The organism is Legionella sp. PC997 (genome assembly GCF_014109825.1).
In the GTDB taxonomy this organism is placed as follows: Bacteria; Pseudomonadota; Gammaproteobacteria; order Legionellales; family Legionellaceae; genus Legionella.
This window is the reverse complement of the sequence record NZ_CP059576.1, coordinates 2,503,928-2,522,978: the sequence shown is the minus strand read 5'-3', so window position 1 is coordinate 2,522,978 and position 19,051 is coordinate 2,503,928. Positions and strand designations below refer to the sequence as shown.

The following is a 19,051-nucleotide window of genomic DNA, read 5'->3' as shown; positions in this document are numbered from 1 at the left end:
TGAATTTAGTGTCTTGAAAAAAATAAAAGCAATTTTATCATAAAATAGGACCGCAAACTACTCGAAAATCGTAGCTTATATAGGATTTTGTTTTTAGGTTCTTGGGTACATGATCACCTCATGTAGTTGGTCTGTTCCTTAAGAAGTAATTTATTTTATGAAACAATAGGAATTTTTGTTTCAGTAAAGTAACTTTTTATAATTGCTCCTTTTTTTATTGAATTCCCCTGGTGTTTTTTTTGCATGAAGTGTAAATTAAGCGCACTTAATTAGATTCAACTGTTGGAGAAGTTATGGGGAAATCGAGAGAAATGGAGTCGTTTACCTGGGCAAAAAGCATAAGGGAAACACTTATCGGGCAATTGAAAAAATGCAACTCTCTTGAAGCTTTGGAGCGATTTCTAAAGAAATTTAATGATAAACAGAAGGGCAGAAGTACTACAAATTTGACTGTTTTCCACCAAGGAGAGATCAAAAAACTGGATGCAGAAATCGATGAATTGATCAAGAATTTAAGAAAACGGTTCGCACAAGAGGCTCGAACTGAAATCATTCCAACAAGTAGTGATCAACCTGAAATGGTATCTGCTGTCGTAGAAAAAAATTCAAGTCTAAATTCGACTTCATTAGCAGAGCCTGGAAAAAAACATCCTCCTCAACTGAATGAGCATAAAATCGAGGTTTCTCTCGAGAAAGATAAAGGAGGAGCTCTTCTCTCCACTCAGACTAAATCGCCACTTAAAGGCATACAAAAGACGAAAATAGAAAAAGAGAAATCTAGCATAGCAGATCAGAATAAAAAAGCCGTTACATTTTTAATTTCAGAAGATCATCAGCAACATAAAAAAACTTTAAGTGATAATAAGCTGCCCCAAGTAACTAGTGTTGATTATAGAATCATGAGACAACGAAACATTCAGCTTTTTGATGTCGATGTAAAATTAAGGGCTATTTATACTAAGTTGGGTATATATCAAGCAAAAGAAAAAAAATATAAAGAACAAAAAAATTATAAAGAAGCATCTAAATATCGACAAGCTGCACAAGCCGCAACAAGTATTTATAACCAAATAAGTGCCTTAAAAGACACATATCTCCGTGATGGTGATTTAGTTACTTTTAAATCAAAAAGCCAAGAGGTTCTAGGCGATGAGAAAAGCTCTGTAAAAACATTACGGACACATCGTGGATGGTGGGAAAAATTTTTGGATGATCTCGTGAATCTTATTAATACCGGATTGGATCGCGCAGGTTCCTCAGTGCATTTGCCTAAATTATCACTGTTTAAACCTCTTGCCGATGGAGGCAAGAAAGTTACCGAACTAAATAATTCAATTAGTTCTCTAAAGGCATAGTTTAATTTCTAACAATGATTGCCTGAGTTAATTACCTTGACTCAGGTTCCTTTTTTACCTCCCCAATAATATATTATTGTGTTACCATGTTTTATTGTTTTTGCTCTTCCTGAATATTTCTATTATTCTTGAAGCTATTTCTCAATAAATACGACTATGGTACAAAACAGCGCGCAAATCACGTTCGATAAGGAACTTGCCAGAGTTCACTGTACAGGTCACTGGTCTGTTTTGAGAATTGGGAATTTATTATCACAGTTCCAAGAACAGGAATTACCCAAAAAACAAAAAGTGATTATTAACGGCGAAAGCATCAGTGGTTTTGATAGTGCAGGCGCTTTAACTTTAATTAAATGCATTGACCTGCTCGAACAACGAGGAAATCAAGTTCAGCTGTCTGATTTTAGCGAAACCCAACAACAACTCATTGATTTAATTAAATCAAAAAAAGATGTTTTAGATTATCATATTCCTGCCCCCGATAAAAAAAATCTACTTTATCAATTAGGTAAAGAATCAGAGAATAAATTCCGACAAGCAGATGGTTTTGTCGCTTTAATTGGTGATTTGGCTACTAAATTATTCGAAGCATTTGGTAATTGGCGACGATTTCAATTACCAAGCATTATCGCAAATGTACATGCTACGGGTGTTACTGCATTACCCATCCTTGCTTTGCTTTCTTTTTTAATTGGTGTCGTTTTGGCCTATCAAATGGGATTGCAATTACAAACTTATGGAGCGAACAGCTTCATTGCTTATTTATCAGGGATGGCTATTTTTCGGGAGTTTGCGCCTTTGATTACAGCTATTATTGTTGCTGGGCGTACAAGTTCTGCATTTACCGCACAAATTGGCAGTATGAAACTGAATGAAGAAGTGGATGCACTTTTAACTATGGGACTTTCTCCCACGGAATTATTAGTCCTTCCTAAAGTTATTGGCTTATTGCTCGCATTCCCTTTATTGATTTTTTGGTCTGATGTTTTTAGTATTTTAGGTGCGATGATAATGGCTAATAACATGCTGGGCATTACCTTCATCGATTTCTTGCAACGATTGAAAGATTCTGTGGGACTTTCACAATTGAATTTAGGTTTATATAAAGCACCCGCTTTTGCAATGTTGATTGCGCTAGTTGGTTGTTTTCAGGGATTCAGAGTGGAGGCAGGTACGGAAAAAAATATTGGGAGCCAAACTACCAAAAGCGTAGTGCAAGCATTATTTTTAATAATAATTGCTGACGCGATTTATTCAGTCATTTACAGTCGGATGCATTTATAAATGAGTGAATCCATTATTGAAATTAAAGGACTAAAGAATTGCCTCGGTGGTCAATGGGTACACTCTGATGTAAATTTGACCGTGGAAAAAGGCGAAATTTTAGCCATTATTGGTGGTTCAGGAAGCGGAAAAACAACCATATTACGCAGTCTACTCATGTTACTGAAGCCTACAGCCGGTACAATCAAAATATTTGGCCAAGACATTAGTCATCTCGATATGGAGCAATCCTTCTTGCTTCGGCGTCGCTGGGGGATGCTTTTTCAGCATAGCGCATTATTTTCATCAATGAATGTTATAGAAAACGTTATGTTTCCTATGCGAGAATTCACTAGTCTTGATCCTCAATTCATGTATGAATTGGCTTTGTTAAAAATTGCTTTAGTGGGGTTACCTAAAGAAGCCGCAGGCAAATTGCCATCAGAATTGAGTGGGGGAATGCAAAGAAGGGCAGCAGCTGCCCGTGCCATCGCAATGGATCCGGAATTGTTGTTTTTAGATGAGCCGACTACAGGACTAGACCCACTTAGTGCTAGGCTTTTCGATGAATTGATTATTTTTTTAAGAGATTCTTTAAAACTTACTATAGTCATGGTGAGTCATGATATAGAATCTTTAAAGCGGACGACCGATCGCGTGGCCTTTATTGGTGATGGGAAAATTTTAAGTGTTGAGCCGATTAAAGATTTAATGAAAAATAAGAATAAAATAATTGCTGGTTATTTCAGTAAAATGTAATCTAGAGCCTCCCAACATTAATTGTATGAAAGGCACTAAGCGTAACTGGAGACAGAATACTTGGAAGCGAAAACCAATTACACGATCGTAGGTGTAGTCGTACTTATATTGCTGGTAGGTTTAGTAGCTACAATGCTGTGGTTGTCTGTTGGTTTTAATCAAAAAAAATATATAACGTATACCATTTTCATGCATGAAGCGGCATCTGGACTGACCCAGGATGCTCCTGTGAAATACAATGGAGTACAAGTGGGGCATGTTAAAGTAATAAAATTAAACCAAAGCGATCCAAGACAAGTTGAAATCTTGTTGGATATCGAAGAAGGGACACCTATTACAACAAGTACATACGCCACGTTAAATTCCCAAGGGATCACTGGAGTTACCTATATCGGTTTGAGCGCAAGCACTTCTGATCTGACTCCAATCCAAAAAATGCCAGGTGAGCCTTATCCAGTTATCCCTTCAAAACCTTCTGTTTTTACTCAATTGGATGGTATTTTAAAAAAGGTTTCCGAGGACGTAGACTCGGTAAGTACTGAAGCAAAACGCATATTTAATGAAGAAAATGCAAAACATGTACGGCATATTTTAACTAATATTGATCATTTTTCTAAAGATCTTGCAAGTAACGGGAAGAATGTTAATGTTTTGATGGATAATCTTGCCAAAACAAGTCGTGATTTCCCGCATATGCTTGAGGAATTAAGAATAGGAATAGCTAAATTTAATACAATGGCGGAAAGTTTGAGTAAAGCTGGGAACAGTGTATCAAAAACTATGGGTACAGGAAAAAATGCTATTGATAAAATTTCTCAAGAAGCGCTCCCACCAGCGGTCATCTTATTACGAAGATTGAATGCAATTTCTGCAAACTTGGAAAAGGTAAGTAGTGAAATGCGCCAAAACCCTGCTGTGGTTATTCGTGGAACTAAACCGCCAAAACCTGGGCCTGGAGAATAAAGATGAAAAAGTTGACCGTGTTTCTCGTGGGCTTGAGTACAGCATTACTAAGTGCATGCTCACCTGTTAAAGTCTCTGTAAAAAATCAGTATCAATTGAATGCATACAGTTCGAAACAGTTGGTGAAAGAACCGATGCCAATTACTTTATTGGTTACGCCACCGGATGCCGCTGCCGGATATCAAACAGAGCAGATGCTCTATAGTAAAAAACCTTATGAATTGGCACCGTTTGCAAAAAATGCATGGGTAAATCCACCCGCAGATATGCTTTATCCTTTAATCCTGCAAAGCTTGCAACGAACCAACCTATTTAAAGCGGTTACATCGAATGCCTATACCTTAGGTGTAAATTACCGATTAGATACCCAATTGTTGGCGCTTGAACAAAATTTTCTTAAAAAACCAAGTGTCCTGGAGTTTTCAGCCAAAATGGTTTTAACCCATGTAAGTGATAACAAAGTACTGGCTTCAAAAATTATCAATTTACAAATTCCATGCCCTAGTGATACACCTTACGGAGGTGTAATCGCAGCCAATAGAGCAACACAACAATTTACTGCGATCTTAGCACATTTTGTAGTATCTCATATTGAACATTAATCAATTCGTTTCCAGTAAATTACGTCGTAATCTGGTTAGCATAATGGAATCCAAGGTTTGAACAAAAAGTTCTCAAGACCGGGTTCCACTCCCTTGCTGCCCGCTTAGTCAATGTTTTAGGGCAGATCTTCTGGAGAAGACCGCGAACAGGGACGGACCTTAGGATAAAGCAGGCGGCTTTTAGCAAGCTAGAAGATTCATACGCTGCACCTGGTCATGAATTAAGATGAAATTGGTTTAATTAGTTAGTGTAGCCAAAAAATAAAAAGAATTGTACAATGTGCCCCCATGAACCCTATATGGGAACTTTGAAATTTGTTAATAATAAAAAGAACGAGGAGATTGAGGATGAAAGCCGGATCATTATGTAAATTAGGTCTGCTTGTAGCGAGTGCTGTTTTAGTTGCTGCGTGCTCCAAAACACCAGGTAGTGCAGATGGCGTAGGAGTTACTGATGCCGAAGCTTCTGCTCAAGGTTTAGGACAGTTCACTCATTTTGCGGGTCAAGAACCAGGTGAATCTTATACAACCAAGGCACCTCATAATCAATTGTACCTGTTCTCTTATGATGATAGTAACTTAGCTCCCAAGTATTTACCCTCCGTCAATGCTCAGGCAGAATACTTGAAGACTCATCCAGGTGCTCGTGTGTTAATTGCTGGACATACTGACGAACGAGGTAGTCGTGAATATAACGTAGCTCTTGGTGAGCGTCGCGCAAATACTGTAGCTGACATTTTACGTATGGCCGGTGTTAATAGACAACAAATGCGTGTTGTGAGTTACGGTAAAGAGCGTCCAATTAATTTAGGACATGATGATGCGTCACATGCACAAAATCGACGCGTTGAATTTACTTATGAGGCAACAAGATGATAAATTGCAAAAAACACCTTATCGCTACAGGTTTTATTTTTCTGCTACCTTTGACCAGTTGGTCCGTGGCACCTGTGGTTGATGACAGTGAAAATTTTGCAATGATTGACCAACAGGCGTATGAAACGTCTGTTGGCCCTAAGTATGATGAACCACAAATTGATAATGGTCAGTTTGAAATCGCTCGTAACGAGAATTACACAATAGATCATTCTCAAACCGATGATGAACCTGCGCTTGCTAAAGATGATCAAGCAAATGATTCAAATAATAATATTACTGATAGTGCCAAGCTGATTGACAAAATCCAAAGTTTACAACAAGAAATCCAAGAACTGCGTGGACAATTAGAAGTACAGGCTCATGATTTGAAGTTATTACAGCAACAGCAAGTCGCTTTTTATAAGGATTTGGATTCACGTTTAAGTGGGACCACTTCTGCGAAAGCCTCTTCAAATAAACCTTCATTGGATCTTTCAGTGGGCTCTAAGGAACCCGTTGCACCTAAGAAAACTGTATCTGTTCCTGATGTACAAGCAAATAAAGCGGTTACTACGCCTGTTACCGTACCTGTATCTACTGCTTCCAGAGCAAACCCTGCGGATGAACAAATTAGCTATTTAGCTGCATATGAATTGGTAAAAAATAAACGATATGATGATGCTTTGAGTGCAATGAATTTATTCGCACAAAAATATCCAAGAGGTGGTTACACTGCTAATGCACAATATTGGCTAGGCGAGCTTTACTTAGTTAAAAAAGATTATTCTCAAGCCATAGAGCATTTTAACGTTGTACTACAACAATTTCCCACTTCAAGTAAATCGGCTGCGAGCATGTTAAAGGTTGGCTATGCCTACGCTGAACGAGGTGACAAACAAGAGGCTAAGAAGTTTCTACAACAAGTTGTAAGAGCTTATCCTGGTACCCCAACAGCACAATTGGCTAATTCAAAATTACGTACAATATAATTAAATGAAAATGTAACTCAGAAATTTGTATTTGTAGCCTGGGTGAGGCACACCGTAACCCGGGTTTTTCTATTGAAAATTTTTTGAGTTACCGCTTATAGGCCATACCTGGCTCTATTGAAATAGTTTATGGATCCCAAGGAGAAATTATGTATTGGCTAGCTCATGCCCCAGCTAATATTGCTTTGATCAAATATATGGGAAAAAAGGATGATAGTTCTAATAGTCCTGATAATCCTTCGTTGTCTTATACGTTAAATGAACTTAAAAGCACAGTTCGACTTGAAAAAGCAAGTTCGAAAAAAGACATTTGGGAACCATTGCTTATACCTGGCGGAATTGACAATTTTGTTCTTTCAGCAGAAGGACAGAAAAGGTTTCTTGATCATCTCGCTCGCATAAAAGCATATTTTGGCTATGATGGTGGGTTCTTAGTACAGTCTTGTAATAATTTTCCTCACAGTAGTGGAATGGCGAGCTCTGCTTCAAGCTTCGCGGCATTAACTCGCTGTGCTGTGATCGCTTTGAGCGAATTAACTAATAAACCCACGCCGTCTGTTGATGAACAAGCACAATTAAGCCGTTTAGGCTCAGGATCATCCTGTCGCTCTTTTTATTCTCCCTGGGCTTTATGGGATGATCATGAAGTTAAAGCAGTAGATTTACCTTACCCAGAGTTAATTTATCAAGGGGTGATTATTAGTAGTAAGAAGAAGGAAGTTCCCTCCAGTGAAGCACATCAACGAGTAAAGACTAGTCCTTTTTATGAAACACGTAGTCAAAGAGCAAAAGAGAACTTAAAGCTTTTATTAGACGCATTGATGAGCCAAGATTGGACTTCGGCCTACCAAATCTGTTGGCGTGAATTTCAAGATATGCACCGGTTATTTAATACGTGCGAGCAACCTTTTTCCTACATGACTGAAAATTGCATTGATTTATTGCGTCATTTAGAGAATTTTTGGCATAAAAAAGGTGATGGACCTATAGTGACTATGGATGCAGGACCAAATATTCATTTGTTGTATCGTTCTAACCAATCAGAATTGGCACGTGAATTTAAACGTGATTATTTAATAGGCAATTATGATGTTCTGTGATTTTGAAACCACAACGTTTGGCAAATGGATTTTAGCAGGTGAACATGCTGTAGTACGGGGACATCCAGCTCTTGTATTTCCGATCAAGGAAAAAAAGTTAACCTTAACTTATTCTGCTAATGCAACTTCTTTAGGGGCAGATTATACGGGAACTAGTGGTGCTGATATGCAGCTTTTGTTTTGGAGTGTATTGGAACATGGCATGCAATTATTGGGACGTTCTTTAAATCAATTAGGTGGTTATTTTCATTTAGATAGCACAATTCCTGTAGGAGCCGGAATGGGGGCTTCAGCAGCTCTTTGTGTGGCAATGAGTCGCTGGTTTTGTGCGCAAAAAATGATAGAACAAAGTCAATGTAATGATTTTGCAAAAGAACTAGAACATTTGTTCCATGGAAAAAGTAGTGGGCTCGATGTTGCAGGCGTCGCTACTGAGGGAGGGGTTTATTTCAAATTGGGAAAAATTATACCACTTCAGCAAAAAATTCGTCCTCAATTTTTTTTATCTTCCTGTAAGCAAATCGGAATTACCTCACATTGTATTCATCAGGTCCAGGATTTATGGACTAAAAATCCTACATTAGCTGAGCAAATCGATGCACAAATGGTTGTAGCAGTTGAGGAAGCTAGAAATGCTTTAGAACTGGGGGGAACAGATGCAATCCCTTCTTTATCGCAAGCAATTAATAAAGCGGCAGATTGTTTTTATCAATGGAACTTAGTTAGCGAGAGTTTGCAGCAACATATGAATCGATTAACTGCTGAAGGAGCCTTGGCTGTAAAACCAACAGGTTCTGGAGGAGGGGGATTTGTGCTAAGTCTTTGGGACAAACAACCACCTGAATATCTTGAATTACTAAGTGCCTAACGGAGAATGATCAGTCTACAAATTGATAATAGACTTCTGTCCCTTTTACCATTCCAAGTTCATAGCGTGCTTGTTCTTCCAGAGCTTGCTCGCCACCTTTTAATTCTCTAATATCTGCTTCAAGCGCTCGATTTCGTGTTGCCAGTTTATTGTTTTCTTGTTCGTGAACAACCAGTTTTTTTTCAAGATTTTGCCATTGAATTAAATTTCCATCGCCCAGCCACAGCTTATGCTGTAAAACGACCAGGGAAACAATTAAAATTATAAACAAAGGGCGCATAGGTTTTGCTTAATTAAAAGGTATCCTTTTGCCATTGTATTACCATATCACAATGTGTAGCAATATGTGCTCGAGGAATTTTTTTACTTTAGACATAAAAAACATAAAATTGCAGAAAAACTAGTTAGATTAAGGAGTTAAATCTATAACTAAAAAAATGTTATTGATTGAGCCTGTAACCTGGTTCCAACCAGGCTACAAGCTAATACTATCAATCAAACAATCAAAAATGTTTACGTAAAATGTTAAGCTCTTCGTTTAATTGATCTATTTTTTCTAATAAGTCCAGTGCAAGGGCTACCCCCGGAAGATTAATTCCCAAATCCTGATGGAGGCGAAATGCCGACTCAATTTTTCGGAGATCGTTCGGATTTAACTTCAGGTGCTCTGTTTTTGTGGTTTCTGTAGAAAATAAACCGTACTCAACCATTTCATGTAACAATTCTTCAGGTATCTGATATTTTTGACATACTTCATCAAATGATATCGTCATTGTTTCTTCAATAAGCACGCCAATAATTGTATTGTCTTGTTTCATGCTTATACTCCTATTTTGTCACGTGGATTAAAAGGCATTACTTGCTCCATTTTTTTATAGAGCTCTGTAGCAGCTTCAGTGGTTGCTGGTGGGGTAATAATTTTTAAAAGTACGTATTGGTGTCCAGGTGTTTTTCCAGGTAACCCACGATTTTTAAGTCTTAACTTTTGCCCCCCTTGAGAGCCAGGAGGTATTTTTAAATCGATTTTTCCTCCTAATGTAGGAACGACCACAGTTGCACCCAACGCCGCCTCCCATGGAGTAATAGGGAGTGTGAGGTAGATATCACCATCCATTAGATCAAAGAGTGGATGTTTCTCAATTTGTATCGTTAAATAAATATCACCGCGTGGGCCCCCATGAATTCCTGGGGCTCCTTGTCCTGCAAGCCGAATTTGTTGGCCCGATTTGACTCCTGGAGGTATTTTCACTTTTAGGGTTTGCATGGTGACTTCTGATCCGTTTGTCATAGGAATTTGTATGTTTGTCAGCGTTCCTTTAAATGCATTTTCCAGGCTGATATTTATTTTTCCATGATAATCTTGTCCGGCCATCGGTTGTTGGCGATAGCGAGAATGCCCAAATAAATTTTCAAATAAGTCCTCATTAAATTGGCCACTGTAGTAATGTTCGGATTCTTCCGGTCGCCAATGCGTTGATCCTCCTTGCTGATGAAACGCTTTATTTCTTCGATAATTATCATACTCTGCTTTTTTCACTGGGTCTCTTAAAACCTCGTAGGCTTCTCCCATTTCTTTAAAGCGCTCTTCTGCGTTTGGCTCTTTACTTATATCAGGATGATATTTCCGAGCCAATTTTCGATATGCCATCTTAATGTCTTTATCAGAGGCATCCTCACTTACTCCCATTATTTTATAATAGTCTTTATCCATATTTGTTTACTCAATTTAAATATCATTCATTTTTGTAACACATATTTTCCCGGAGCGTTAGGTAATGTTTATCTATTTTAGGTGGTGAGCTCAACCACAACTCAATTGTCTCACTAGTCAATCATGTCAGGCAATCTACAATGAGCTTTTTCCTGATTTGGCAATATCGGATTCGTTTACTTTAAAGTCAGAGCTTAGTTGACTCTTTTATTTCTATATTTTATGTGACTGTTTTTCTATTATGCGCAACCATCTAAACATTTTTACATGGTTTCAGTTTTTCATCACCGTTTTGTTATAAAATTGTATAGTCTCTTGGATATTTATTTGTATATTAATCAGTTAAAGTACATACTATCCACATACTTGTGGATGTTGTCATGAGTTGTAATCCTGTAATTCAGGACTCTTTTATAGGTTGACTTTGTTTAGTTTGAGCAATGGTTTCTTGTTGCTGAGAACTTTAGCTAGATGTTAACAACTACATGAAGTATCACAGTACCGTTATGAATTAATATTGGAGACCTTTATGCAAAAGTACGTACTAAATATCTTGGTGGTTTTTGTTTTATTTTCTTTGGTTGGTTGTCAGTCGAACCAAGCAACTCCTAATATATTTAGGTCGTTTTCACCTATGGCTGCTCCAGGCGCGGATTTAACACAAACTGTACAAGAAGCTTTAATGCGTAATGATGATCTTGCTGTGTCGCAAGTGCATGTTCAAACAAGACAAGATGTTGTAATTTTAACTGGATACGTTAAAAAAATAAGACTCAGTGATACTGCAGAACAAATAGCGCGCCAGGTACCTGGTGTACGTGGTGTAGAAAATCATATAATTGTCCGACAATAGTCTTTAAAGCTCTCCATTTGTACTATATTTATAAAATAGGTTAAGTATGTTCAAATGGAGAATAAAATGGCTGACCTAATCCATAATGCCTTACCAGTACCGAAGCGAAAAATTATTTTTATCCATCCAGAAGATTCTGTAAGAAAATGCATTAATATGATGACGGAATTAGATATCGGTGCCTTAGTTGTAGTAGATAACGACAATCAATTAGTAGGTATCGTAAGTGAGCGAGACATAGTTCGTTCTTGCTTGCACAAATGCATTGATCTCGACACAGGAACGGTTGACGATGTGGTGCATAGAGATATAACGATACTTAGCCCTAACGATGTTGTAGAAAAAGCAATGCAAGCTATGACCGCCACTAAAAGAAGACATGTGTTAATTCGTGATGAAAATGATGAGTTGGTCGCTATTTTATCAATAGGTGATTTGCTTTATCATCTATTAGAAGATAAGGCTAGAGTGATAGAACAATTAGAAAATTACATTCATACCTATTAACAGAGTTTTTTAGGATGATATAGTATCCTTTTAATGCACCTCCGAATCCTATGAAAATTGCTTTCAAATTGCTCATAATGCTCTTTATTGTTTGCGCTACAGGGTGGGCTGCTCAACCTTTGCCCACATGGTATTCGATCACAGATCATAAAGCGATCATAAAGGTAGAAATGTTTCTGTCGACCACCTGTCCCCACTGTCAAAAGGCTGATGCTTTTTTCCATGAAATGGAAAAAAAATATCCGGATTTACAGGTTCAACGATATTATATTAATCAGGATAAAGACTCATTAGGTCGTTTTTATCAATTATTGAGCGCACAGCAAATGGACGATTTTGCTGTTCCATCAATCTTTTTTTGTAATTCGCGTTGGGTTGGTTTTGCTTCAGCAGATACCACTGGAAAAGATTTGTTGCAAGCGATTAACTATTGTAAGAAGCAAATTGAACATAAAGGTGAATTAACTATTGAAACGGTTAATACTTTGCGTCATTTGGCCAATGCAAATCGATTTATTACAGGAATAGTAGAAAAACCGTCAAGGCTTCAATTTACAACTACCATTGCGCTTATGGACTCCTTTGCTCCTTGCGCCTTTTTTTGTTTTGCAGGATTTCTAGCTTTTCTTTTAATTGAGACACAAAGGAAAAGTCAGATTACTGCAGCGTTTTTGTTTGCCTCTTCTGTAGCTATAGTCCACTATTTTCAACAAGTGTACCCCAGTGCTTTTTTTGAATTGTTGCCCTGGATGCGTATACCTGCAGTACTATTAGGCTTGATGACTATTTACTTTGTTAGGCAATATTATAAAAAACAGTATCCTAAAACTTTGTATTTTGTATTAGCCTTTTTCCTAGGGCTAATTACTACTATATATCAGCAAACCTGTGTGATGAATTGGTCTACAATCTTTGAACAATGGTTGAATGATCAGCATTTACCCAGTGGGCAAGCCAGTATGTATCAATTGCTGTATCAAGGAGTATACATACTACCTCTACTGCTGATTTTACTTATTTATTTTCTCTTGTGCCGGATCAAACGCTTTGCCGCTTCAAGAACAAGACTAGCCACTATTGGGTTATTATTTTTGCTTGCTATCGCTGTTAGTTTAGTGGTCTATCCCTTCGTATTGTCGAATTTGGGAATCTCAATTGTGCTTTTATTTATCTTAATGATTATTGGTAACTTTTTAAATTTGACTTGATCTTAGTTAGATGATTTGGGATTATCATCTTTCTTTGTTTGTAATAGCTCTGGTTCCCATTCGAATGTTTACTCGAATGGTTGAATTTGCGTGCAAGATGCGCCAATTCGACCCTTCAGAAGAAGAAGCTGAGCACTACCTTTGTTTTTCAGGTGATAACATGAGCAAGCCCATTAATATTCCCGTGGTCGTAGAGAGTGGAAAAAAATATAAAACATCTCACGGGGTAACAGCAATTAAAGACGGAGTAAAACCAACAGGGCTAATCTATGAGCGTTTACCGAAACCTAAATGGCTGCGCGTGGTAAATCATACTACTCCTGAATATCATCAAGTAAAAGAGCAGGTGCAAAAACATCGTTTAGCGACTGTTTGCGAGGAAGCAAAGTGTCCTAATATTGCTGAATGTTGGTCGCATGGTACTGCTACAATTATGTTAATGGGAGCTGTGTGCACACGTGCCTGTCGTTTTTGCGCAGTAGACACTGGGAATCCTCATGGTTGGTTGGATTTGCAAGAACCAGAAAATACAGCCAATACAGTTGCCTTAATGAATTTAGATTATGTCGTGTTAACTTCCGTAAACAGAGATGATTTATCAGATGGTGGCGCCCATCATTATGCGCAAACTATCCGTGCGATTAAACGACGCTCTCCTAAAACTAAAGTGGAAGCATTAACTCCTGATTTTCAAGGAGTAGAAAAAGATATTGCCGTATTATTGGATAGTGGTGTCGATGTATTTGCACAAAATGTTGAAACAGTAGAACGTTTGACTCATCCAGTACGAGACAATAGAGCCGGATATGCACAAACATTAAATGTTCTTTCATTTGCTAAACGCTACAGACCTGACGTTTTGACCAAAACTAGCTTGATGCTAGGTTTAGGTGAAACGGATGAAGAAGTTATCCAAACAATGGATGACTTGCGTGTCCATAATGTAGATATTCTTACGCTGGGGCAATATTTGCAACCAACAAGAAATCATTTACCCATTGCGCGGTACGTGACTCCCGAAACCTTTGCTGAATTGAGGCAGATAGGATTAAAGAAAGGCTTTTTTGAAGTAGCTTCCGGGCCTTTAGTGCGTTCAAGTTATCGAGCAGACCGAATATTTAAACAAGATAATTTAGGTTTAGATAATTAACTCCATATTTTGCTCGGGGGGAGTTGAAACCCGGGAAAAGAATTTTTCCCAGGTTCCATGTGTTTATAAAAGTAAATTTCTTTATAACTTAATGGACAAAGAGTCGGTGTTTGACTCTTCATCTTGAGGAGGTTGATATTTTTGCAATTGATGTTGCAAGAAAACCACAACTTTATTAGCAATCATCTGACTATAAGCCATTACTTTTTTCTCATCTTTAGGATGCTTGAGTTTAACATCTGCCAATTCAACAGCTAATTTATCAGCCCACTCCTTACATAAGTAAAAATTTCTATCTATCGTGTATAATTGAGCGATATATTGACCATGTGTTGAGTTAAGAATTTTAGAGATTTGGGTTATTGTTTCTATGGTTACTTGAGTAACAATTTCGGGTATTAATTCTTTTTCATTTTTTAATTCTTTTTTACTGCTACTATTGGTTAGTTGCTGCTCCAAGAGAGTTTGTATTAGTGTTTTGAATGAGTGGAAATTCATGATCACAGGTGCATTAATACTTAATGAATCATTTAATTGTGTGCTTAATTCCGTATAGGATTCTTCAACCATTCCCGACTCAATAATCAATTGAGCAATCTTATTTAATTGTGCACTTATGCCTTCTAGGATTTCTTTAGGCTGTTTGAGTACAAATTCGCGTAAGGAAGTGATTTCGGTTAGAGTGTGTACTTCTTTCTCACTCAGTGCAAGCTCAGGAGGTAATTCTGGGTTAATTAATATATTAAACTTCATTAACATTAATTCGGCACGCAAAGAGCGAGCTTTTTCTATTGCATATTTTCGTAGTGCCGCATTCAATTTTGGTGGTTCTTTGGTTTCAAACTCTGTCGGCTTGTTATTGAGATTACCATTGAGCATCGCTTCTAATACTGCATTTTGAAAATAATGAAAAATCAACTCTCTGTTCACCTGAACATTTTTGTCCGAATACCAATTTGTATAGATTGGATCAAGCACCTCTAATAAAGCACGTATTTCTTTAATCACTTTTGATTTTAAAGGATAAAGATGACGATTTTTTTCATACTGCACCATAACGTTGAATGCCATTGAAGACTTTAAGAATTTTGCGCCTCGAGCTTTAGCGTCAGTGCTGGTCTTTTTTTCAAAATAATTCTCATAAGCAACAGTATCACCCCATAAAGCACACGTAGATTCATCATTTTTTATCAATTCATCCAAAGTAATATGAGTAAAAAGAGGATGGTTTGTATTGCTTAAACTTAAGCTGCGTTTGAGAGGTTTAGAGGTGGAAGCTTCGTCTTGCAACTTATTTTTTTGTTGCAGGAAAAAAGAACTTTTTTGTCTTGTAATAGTGGCTTTAGGAGCAGTGATTTTATCCTTTATTTCGTAAAGATGATCGACGCTTTGGTAGGGCTGGCCGAAAGTTTTAACGTCTTTAATGATAATTTCACCCTTGTCATGGGTAATCCCCGAAAATTTCTTAAATAGTTCAAGAGACATTTTAGGTAAAAATTGAACTTCATTGTCCTTTTTGATGCAATACAATAAGCATGTGGCTTGATTGGTTTTTTCATTCAATTCCCAAACTAGTGGATGTCCCTCGAATGTAATATCTCGAAAATAAATCTTCATATGAATGCACTCTAGTTAAAAAAAACATGGTACGAATTACGTACTTAACAAGCAAGCCTATCTTTATATTTTTATAGTAAAAACAAAGGACGTATTTATTTAAATAAATGTTAAAGGCATAGGAAGAATGTAAGAGGGACGCTGTTTTGTGTAGAGCGCCAAGTTTCTGCTTGGCACCTGAAGGATATATTTGAATCGTTTAATAGCTGCTCTGCACTCTAACCTAAAATAACGCCGCGTTTGTTCATTATTTTTTGCAAAAAATAGGCGAAAAGATACATCATAATCCCTAGTCCCATAGCACAGAGACCTAGAACCAAATAATAGTTTTGATAATAAGGAAGACTTTCAATAGGTGAATGGATGGTATTAGGAATAGCTACCCATGCAGCAATTCTTCCCGATATAGCATGTGCTAAAGAACTGGCGAGGTACCACACACCCATGGCAAAGGCAATTGAGTGTTTATCACAATATAAACCTACCATGCTTAAGCCGATCGCACTGACCCATAATTCTGCAATAGAAATGAGGATATAAGTTAAAGCAATATAGTTGCCATTAATTATGCCGGTGGTAGTTGTCGAAGCCGCGCAGGACATCACTAAAAGAGCAATTCCTGCAAGCGCCGTACCTGCTGCAAATTGATAGGGAATGGTAAAGTGTGGAAATATTTTATAGAAACGCGGTAGTTGACTGCCAATAGCTAAGATAAGTAGTGGATTTAATATTTGATAATGAGCTGGTGAAACGGTTAAACCAAATAAATTATGGTCGGAATTATTTTCAGCAAATAAAATTAATGTACTATTCATTTGGTTATAAATAACAAAAAAAACAACGGCTTCAACAATGAGCAGCAACGCAACCATTTGTTTGTCACGAACAATACCATGAAGAGTTAACGTTTTTCTTAAAAACCATACAATTCCTATACCACATCCGGTGGCGATAATTGTGCTGGCAATGTAAACATGAGAATAGGCAAATAAAGTGAGAGTATAGATAGTGGCTATATAAGCAATTAAACGAACTATGCCTGACTTGGAAAATTTAGATTGGTCTTTACCCCAAATGACATTTTCATAAATGGAATAGCGCTTAGCAAAATTTAAAGCAGCGATCGATTTTCCTACGAAAGTCAAAGTCAGAATAGAAAGCGGTCCATAGCGACTTTCAAAGAGTAATGGGGCTATTAAAGTAGCTAACAGTGCCCCCACATTAATTGCTATGTAGTAGTATGTCATCGCTGATTTTGCCTTAATGGCATCATCTGAATAAATATGCGAGACCATGCTTGAAGAAGTTCCCATTAAAAGAGAGTTAGTGGCAGGAATAAATGCATATGCAGCAATAAAAAAAGTATCTCCTAGAGAACTGACTGTGTAGCCACTAAGCATAATCAGTAAATAGGCAAGCGCTAATAAGATACTTCCAAGAAGTATGGATCTCCTAATTCCCACTACCGTGTCAGCCATATACCCACCTAACATGGGCATCAAATAACCCATGGCATGGGCTACTCCAATAAAAGCATAGGCTTTGGCTTGGCTATACCCTAGACCTTGAGACCATACAGGGCGGGTTAAAAACAAAACTAAGATGGTGTTCAGTGCATAGACAGAGAATTGGCTCCAGAAGGTAATAAATATGATGTTATTGGCTTGTTTTTGTCGGAGAGCCAATTCAGGTAAATAATTCTTCACTTCTTGAGAAATCATTTTTCCTACCTCACTACCCAAAGATAATTATCAGATTATCATTTTCTAGCAAGAACGACATCAATTATGTGAGTATCGTGATAAGGAAAAGTGAATATTTTGCTAAATAGACGCTTAAGTCTTTGAATCAAAAAAATTTTTGGCAGCATTCTTATGGATAAAGTATTAAGAAACCATGTTCCCTCTATACCGAAAAGGGCTAATTCATCAATCGTGTTTAATGTTATGGGTATTTCTAGACGTTGATGAGCGATGACTTCAAATTGGTGGTGCTTGAATGCGTGCATCAATTCATTATTATTTGCAGCCACTGTGGTATTTTTTACAATAGATTTATAATAATGACCCACAACACTGCTTAATATGGAGTCCTCTGTAATAAATTCTGCTAGACGTTGTTGAGCGACCGGAAATGAATCATAGGTTGTGGTAATCATTGAAAAATGACCATTTGCTCGAGTAAGTAGTTTGGCTTCGTTAAATAAAACTTTAATCGGAATATAAGCATTAATAAAATGAGCCAAAATTAAATCTTGGCTATGGGGTGGTAAGAATTTACTGGCTTGTGCAGCACTACCTTCTATGGTGATGAGGGGTAATGTTTCACGAGCATGTTTTAACATCTCTGCAGATACATCAATTCCAGTGAATTCTGCCTGCGGCATAATTTGTTGCAGTTTTTTTAGAAACGCACCATCACCAACCCCCAAATCAAGAATTTTATAATGAGGTTTCATTCCCAAATAAAAGCGCTTCATTTGTTCAATTGCGACTTGGTGACTCTGGCTAATTGCACCAAAGCGATTAGCCATAGCATAGTGTTCAGCGATGTCGTTGTACATGGCCTTCAAGGACATGCAAAATTTCCCGTTTAATAATGTTTGGTAAGTATATCCCTAAATGAAGGAAATTTGCGACTGGTCATCAAGGAAAAATTAATTAATTCGTTTTTTCGGACTTACAGACAATCATTTTTTTAGACTATATTTTGCTCTTTTGGTTCAAAATGGACACTAATATTATTTTTGTTTGATGGATAATCCTTTATATATTTAAAATAAATGGGTCACAGGTATGTATGCAATTAATCTTCAATTTACTAATTTAATTGGTTTTAAGGGAAGTTAGAGAAAAAATTTTTGCACGAAACCGTGTAAAAAGAGATAATTTACCCGTTTTCTTAATACTCTGTTAATAATCACAGTGTAAAATTAAATTCGTATAGCAAGTATTTTTTTGTCTTAGTCTTTTTTGGCTATCAAGAATACCATGGATAGCGTTCTGTGGAGGAATAGATAGCTGCTTTGTTAGGGAGATTTTTATGTTAATTTTGACTCGGCGCATCGGTGAAACCTTAATTATTGGTGATGATGTTAATATTACCGTGTTAGGTGTGAAAGGTAACCAAGTTCGCTTAGGTATTAATGCACCTAAAGATGTATCTGTACATCGTGAAGAAATTTATTTACGCATACAACAAGAAAAACAATCAGACGAGTCTGAAGAAGCAGTATAAATCGATTTCCT

General features: G+C 37.2%; 20 protein-coding genes. 14 read left to right on the top strand and 6 right to left on the bottom strand.

Annotated elements, in window-relative coordinates; genetic code table 11:
* Positions 1-293 precede the first annotated feature (293 nt).
* The 9 genes from HBNCFIEN_RS10890 to HBNCFIEN_RS10850 all read left to right on the top strand — a co-directional run bounded on the left by HBNCFIEN_RS10890 (position 294) and on the right by HBNCFIEN_RS10850 (position 8,757).
* Positions 294-1,355, top strand: coding sequence for a hypothetical protein (locus tag HBNCFIEN_RS10890; protein WP_182391110.1), 1,062 nt, complete (start codon positions 294-296; stop codon positions 1,353-1,355).
* 156 nt (positions 1,356-1,511) lie between these two features.
* Positions 1,512-2,639 (top strand): ABC transporter permease, encoded by a 1,128-nt coding sequence (locus HBNCFIEN_RS10885; RefSeq protein ID WP_182391109.1) that lies wholly within the window; start codon positions 1,512-1,514, stop codon positions 2,637-2,639.
* Positions 2,640-3,377, top strand: coding sequence for an ABC transporter ATP-binding protein (locus HBNCFIEN_RS10880; protein WP_182391108.1), 738 nt, complete (start codon positions 2,640-2,642; stop codon positions 3,375-3,377). It abuts the gene before it with no gap.
* A gap of 60 nt (positions 3,378-3,437) precedes the next feature.
* Positions 3,438-4,340 (top strand): MlaD family protein, encoded by a 903-nt coding sequence (locus tag HBNCFIEN_RS10875; RefSeq protein WP_182391107.1) that lies wholly within the window; start codon positions 3,438-3,440, stop codon positions 4,338-4,340.
* A gap of 2 nt (positions 4,341-4,342) precedes the next feature.
* Complete coding sequence (locus HBNCFIEN_RS10870) at positions 4,343-4,942, top strand: ABC-type transport auxiliary lipoprotein family protein (protein WP_182391106.1); 600 nt, start codon at positions 4,343-4,345, stop codon at positions 4,940-4,942.
* A 348-nt stretch (positions 4,943-5,290) separates the two neighbouring features.
* The gene (gene pal, locus HBNCFIEN_RS10865; protein ID WP_182391105.1) at positions 5,291-5,818 is read left to right on the top strand and encodes a peptidoglycan-associated lipoprotein Pal; all 528 of its coding nucleotides are present in this window, start codon (positions 5,291-5,293) and stop codon (positions 5,816-5,818) included.
* Positions 5,815-6,789 (top strand): tol-pal system protein YbgF, encoded by a 975-nt coding sequence (gene ybgF / locus HBNCFIEN_RS10860; protein ID WP_182391104.1) that lies wholly within the window; start codon positions 5,815-5,817, stop codon positions 6,787-6,789. Before pal ends, ybgF begins: the two co-directional genes overlap by 4 nt.
* 149 nt (positions 6,790-6,938) lie before the next feature.
* Positions 6,939-7,889, top strand: coding sequence for a diphosphomevalonate/mevalonate 3,5-bisphosphate decarboxylase family protein (locus HBNCFIEN_RS10855; RefSeq protein ID WP_182391103.1), 951 nt, complete (start codon positions 6,939-6,941; stop codon positions 7,887-7,889).
* A complete protein-coding gene (locus HBNCFIEN_RS10850) occupies positions 7,879-8,757 on the top strand; it encodes a mevalonate kinase (protein WP_182393683.1) in 879 nt (292 codons plus the stop codon). The genes HBNCFIEN_RS10855 and HBNCFIEN_RS10850 overlap by 11 nt, the downstream gene beginning before the upstream one ends.
* Before the next feature lie 10 nt (positions 8,758-8,767).
* On the opposite strand, the gene ftsB is transcribed toward HBNCFIEN_RS10850, so the two are convergent.
* The 3 genes from ftsB to HBNCFIEN_RS10835 all read right to left on the bottom strand — a co-directional run bounded on the left by ftsB (position 8,768) and on the right by HBNCFIEN_RS10835 (position 10,468).
* Complete coding sequence (ftsB, locus tag HBNCFIEN_RS10845; RefSeq protein ID WP_182391102.1) at positions 8,768-9,037, bottom strand: cell division protein FtsB; 270 nt, start codon at positions 9,035-9,037, stop codon at positions 8,768-8,770.
* Between the two features lie 223 nt (positions 9,038-9,260).
* Positions 9,261-9,575, bottom strand: a complete 315-nt coding sequence (locus HBNCFIEN_RS10840; protein ID WP_182391101.1) for a chaperone modulator CbpM — start codon at positions 9,573-9,575, stop codon at positions 9,261-9,263.
* Between the two features lie 2 nt (positions 9,576-9,577).
* Positions 9,578-10,468 carry a DnaJ C-terminal domain-containing protein gene (locus HBNCFIEN_RS10835; protein WP_182391100.1) on the bottom strand — a complete coding sequence of 297 codons (891 nt, stop codon included), beginning with the start codon at positions 10,466-10,468 and terminating at the stop codon, positions 9,578-9,580.
* A gap of 529 nt (positions 10,469-10,997) precedes the next feature.
* Between HBNCFIEN_RS10835 and HBNCFIEN_RS10830 the strand changes: the two genes are divergently transcribed.
* From HBNCFIEN_RS10830 to lipA, 4 genes are all read left to right on the top strand, one after another.
* Positions 10,998-11,321, top strand: a complete 324-nt coding sequence (locus HBNCFIEN_RS10830) for a BON domain-containing protein (RefSeq protein ID WP_182391099.1) — start codon at positions 10,998-11,000, stop codon at positions 11,319-11,321.
* A 66-nt stretch (positions 11,322-11,387) separates the two neighbouring features.
* On the top strand, positions 11,388-11,828 hold the full coding sequence (locus HBNCFIEN_RS10825) for a CBS domain-containing protein (RefSeq protein ID WP_182391098.1): 441 nt from the start codon (positions 11,388-11,390) through the stop codon (positions 11,826-11,828).
* Positions 11,829-11,878: 50 nt separating this feature from the next.
* Positions 11,879-13,036: a thioredoxin family protein gene (locus tag HBNCFIEN_RS10820; protein ID WP_182391097.1), complete on the top strand. Its 1,158-nt coding sequence runs from the start codon at positions 11,879-11,881 to the stop codon at positions 13,034-13,036.
* Between the two features lie 160 nt (positions 13,037-13,196).
* On the top strand, positions 13,197-14,186 hold the full coding sequence (lipA, locus tag HBNCFIEN_RS10815) for a lipoyl synthase (protein ID WP_182393682.1): 990 nt from the start codon (positions 13,197-13,199) through the stop codon (positions 14,184-14,186).
* Between the two features lie 81 nt (positions 14,187-14,267).
* Here lipA and HBNCFIEN_RS10810 read toward each other — a convergent pair whose 3' ends face one another.
* The 3 genes from HBNCFIEN_RS10810 to HBNCFIEN_RS10800 form a co-directional block, all read right to left on the bottom strand.
* Positions 14,268-15,803 (bottom strand): hypothetical protein, encoded by a 1,536-nt coding sequence (locus HBNCFIEN_RS10810; protein WP_182391096.1) that lies wholly within the window; start codon positions 15,801-15,803, stop codon positions 14,268-14,270.
* 218 nt (positions 15,804-16,021) lie between these two features.
* A complete protein-coding gene (locus tag HBNCFIEN_RS10805; protein ID WP_182391095.1) occupies positions 16,022-17,524 on the bottom strand; it encodes a peptide MFS transporter in 1,503 nt (500 codons plus the stop codon).
* A 38-nt stretch (positions 17,525-17,562) separates the two neighbouring features.
* On the bottom strand, positions 17,563-18,381 hold the full coding sequence (locus HBNCFIEN_RS10800; RefSeq protein ID WP_182391094.1) for a class I SAM-dependent methyltransferase: 819 nt from the start codon (positions 18,379-18,381) through the stop codon (positions 17,563-17,565).
* A gap of 464 nt (positions 18,382-18,845) precedes the next feature.
* On the opposite strand from HBNCFIEN_RS10800, the gene csrA reads away from it, so the two are divergent.
* The gene (gene csrA, locus HBNCFIEN_RS10795; protein WP_010654169.1) at positions 18,846-19,040 is read left to right on the top strand and encodes a carbon storage regulator CsrA; all 195 of its coding nucleotides are present in this window, start codon (positions 18,846-18,848) and stop codon (positions 19,038-19,040) included.
* Positions 19,041-19,051: the final 11 nt, after the last annotated feature.

Excerpts from the sequence above, each read along its gene's own strand:
- HBNCFIEN_RS10890 (WP_182391110.1), top strand. The coding sequence starts at position 294 with ATGGGGAAATCGAGAGAAATGGAGTCGTTTACCTGGGCAAAAAGCATA.
- HBNCFIEN_RS10885 (WP_182391109.1), top strand. The coding sequence starts at position 1,512 with ATGGTACAAAACAGCGCGCAAATCACGTTCGATAAGGAACTTGCCAGA.
- HBNCFIEN_RS10880 (WP_182391108.1), top strand. The coding sequence starts at position 2,640 with ATGAGTGAATCCATTATTGAAATTAAAGGACTAAAGAATTGCCTCGGT.
- HBNCFIEN_RS10870 (WP_182391106.1), top strand. The coding sequence starts at position 4,343 with ATGAAAAAGTTGACCGTGTTTCTCGTGGGCTTGAGTACAGCATTACTA.
- pal (WP_182391105.1), top strand. The coding sequence starts at position 5,291 with ATGAAAGCCGGATCATTATGTAAATTAGGTCTGCTTGTAGCGAGTGCT.
- ybgF (WP_182391104.1), top strand. The coding sequence starts at position 5,815 with ATGATAAATTGCAAAAAACACCTTATCGCTACAGGTTTTATTTTTCTG.
- HBNCFIEN_RS10855 (WP_182391103.1), top strand. The coding sequence starts at position 6,939 with ATGTATTGGCTAGCTCATGCCCCAGCTAATATTGCTTTGATCAAATAT.
- HBNCFIEN_RS10850 (WP_182393683.1), top strand. The coding sequence starts at position 7,879 with ATGTTCTGTGATTTTGAAACCACAACGTTTGGCAAATGGATTTTAGCA.
- ftsB (WP_182391102.1), bottom strand. The coding sequence starts at position 9,037 with ATGCGCCCTTTGTTTATAATTTTAATTGTTTCCCTGGTCGTTTTACAG.
- HBNCFIEN_RS10840 (WP_182391101.1), bottom strand. The coding sequence starts at position 9,575 with ATGAAACAAGACAATACAATTATTGGCGTGCTTATTGAAGAAACAATG.
- HBNCFIEN_RS10835 (WP_182391100.1), bottom strand. The coding sequence starts at position 10,468 with ATGGATAAAGACTATTATAAAATAATGGGAGTAAGTGAGGATGCCTCT.
- HBNCFIEN_RS10830 (WP_182391099.1), top strand. The coding sequence starts at position 10,998 with ATGCAAAAGTACGTACTAAATATCTTGGTGGTTTTTGTTTTATTTTCT.
- HBNCFIEN_RS10825 (WP_182391098.1), top strand. The coding sequence starts at position 11,388 with ATGGCTGACCTAATCCATAATGCCTTACCAGTACCGAAGCGAAAAATT.
- HBNCFIEN_RS10820 (WP_182391097.1), top strand. The coding sequence starts at position 11,879 with ATGAAAATTGCTTTCAAATTGCTCATAATGCTCTTTATTGTTTGCGCT.
- lipA (WP_182393682.1), top strand. The coding sequence starts at position 13,197 with ATGAGCAAGCCCATTAATATTCCCGTGGTCGTAGAGAGTGGAAAAAAA.
- HBNCFIEN_RS10810 (WP_182391096.1), bottom strand. The coding sequence starts at position 15,803 with ATGAAGATTTATTTTCGAGATATTACATTCGAGGGACATCCACTAGTT.
- HBNCFIEN_RS10805 (WP_182391095.1), bottom strand. The coding sequence starts at position 17,524 with ATGATTTCTCAAGAAGTGAAGAATTATTTACCTGAATTGGCTCTCCGA.
- HBNCFIEN_RS10800 (WP_182391094.1), bottom strand. The coding sequence starts at position 18,381 with ATGTCCTTGAAGGCCATGTACAACGACATCGCTGAACACTATGCTATG.
- csrA (WP_010654169.1), top strand. The coding sequence starts at position 18,846 with ATGTTAATTTTGACTCGGCGCATCGGTGAAACCTTAATTATTGGTGAT.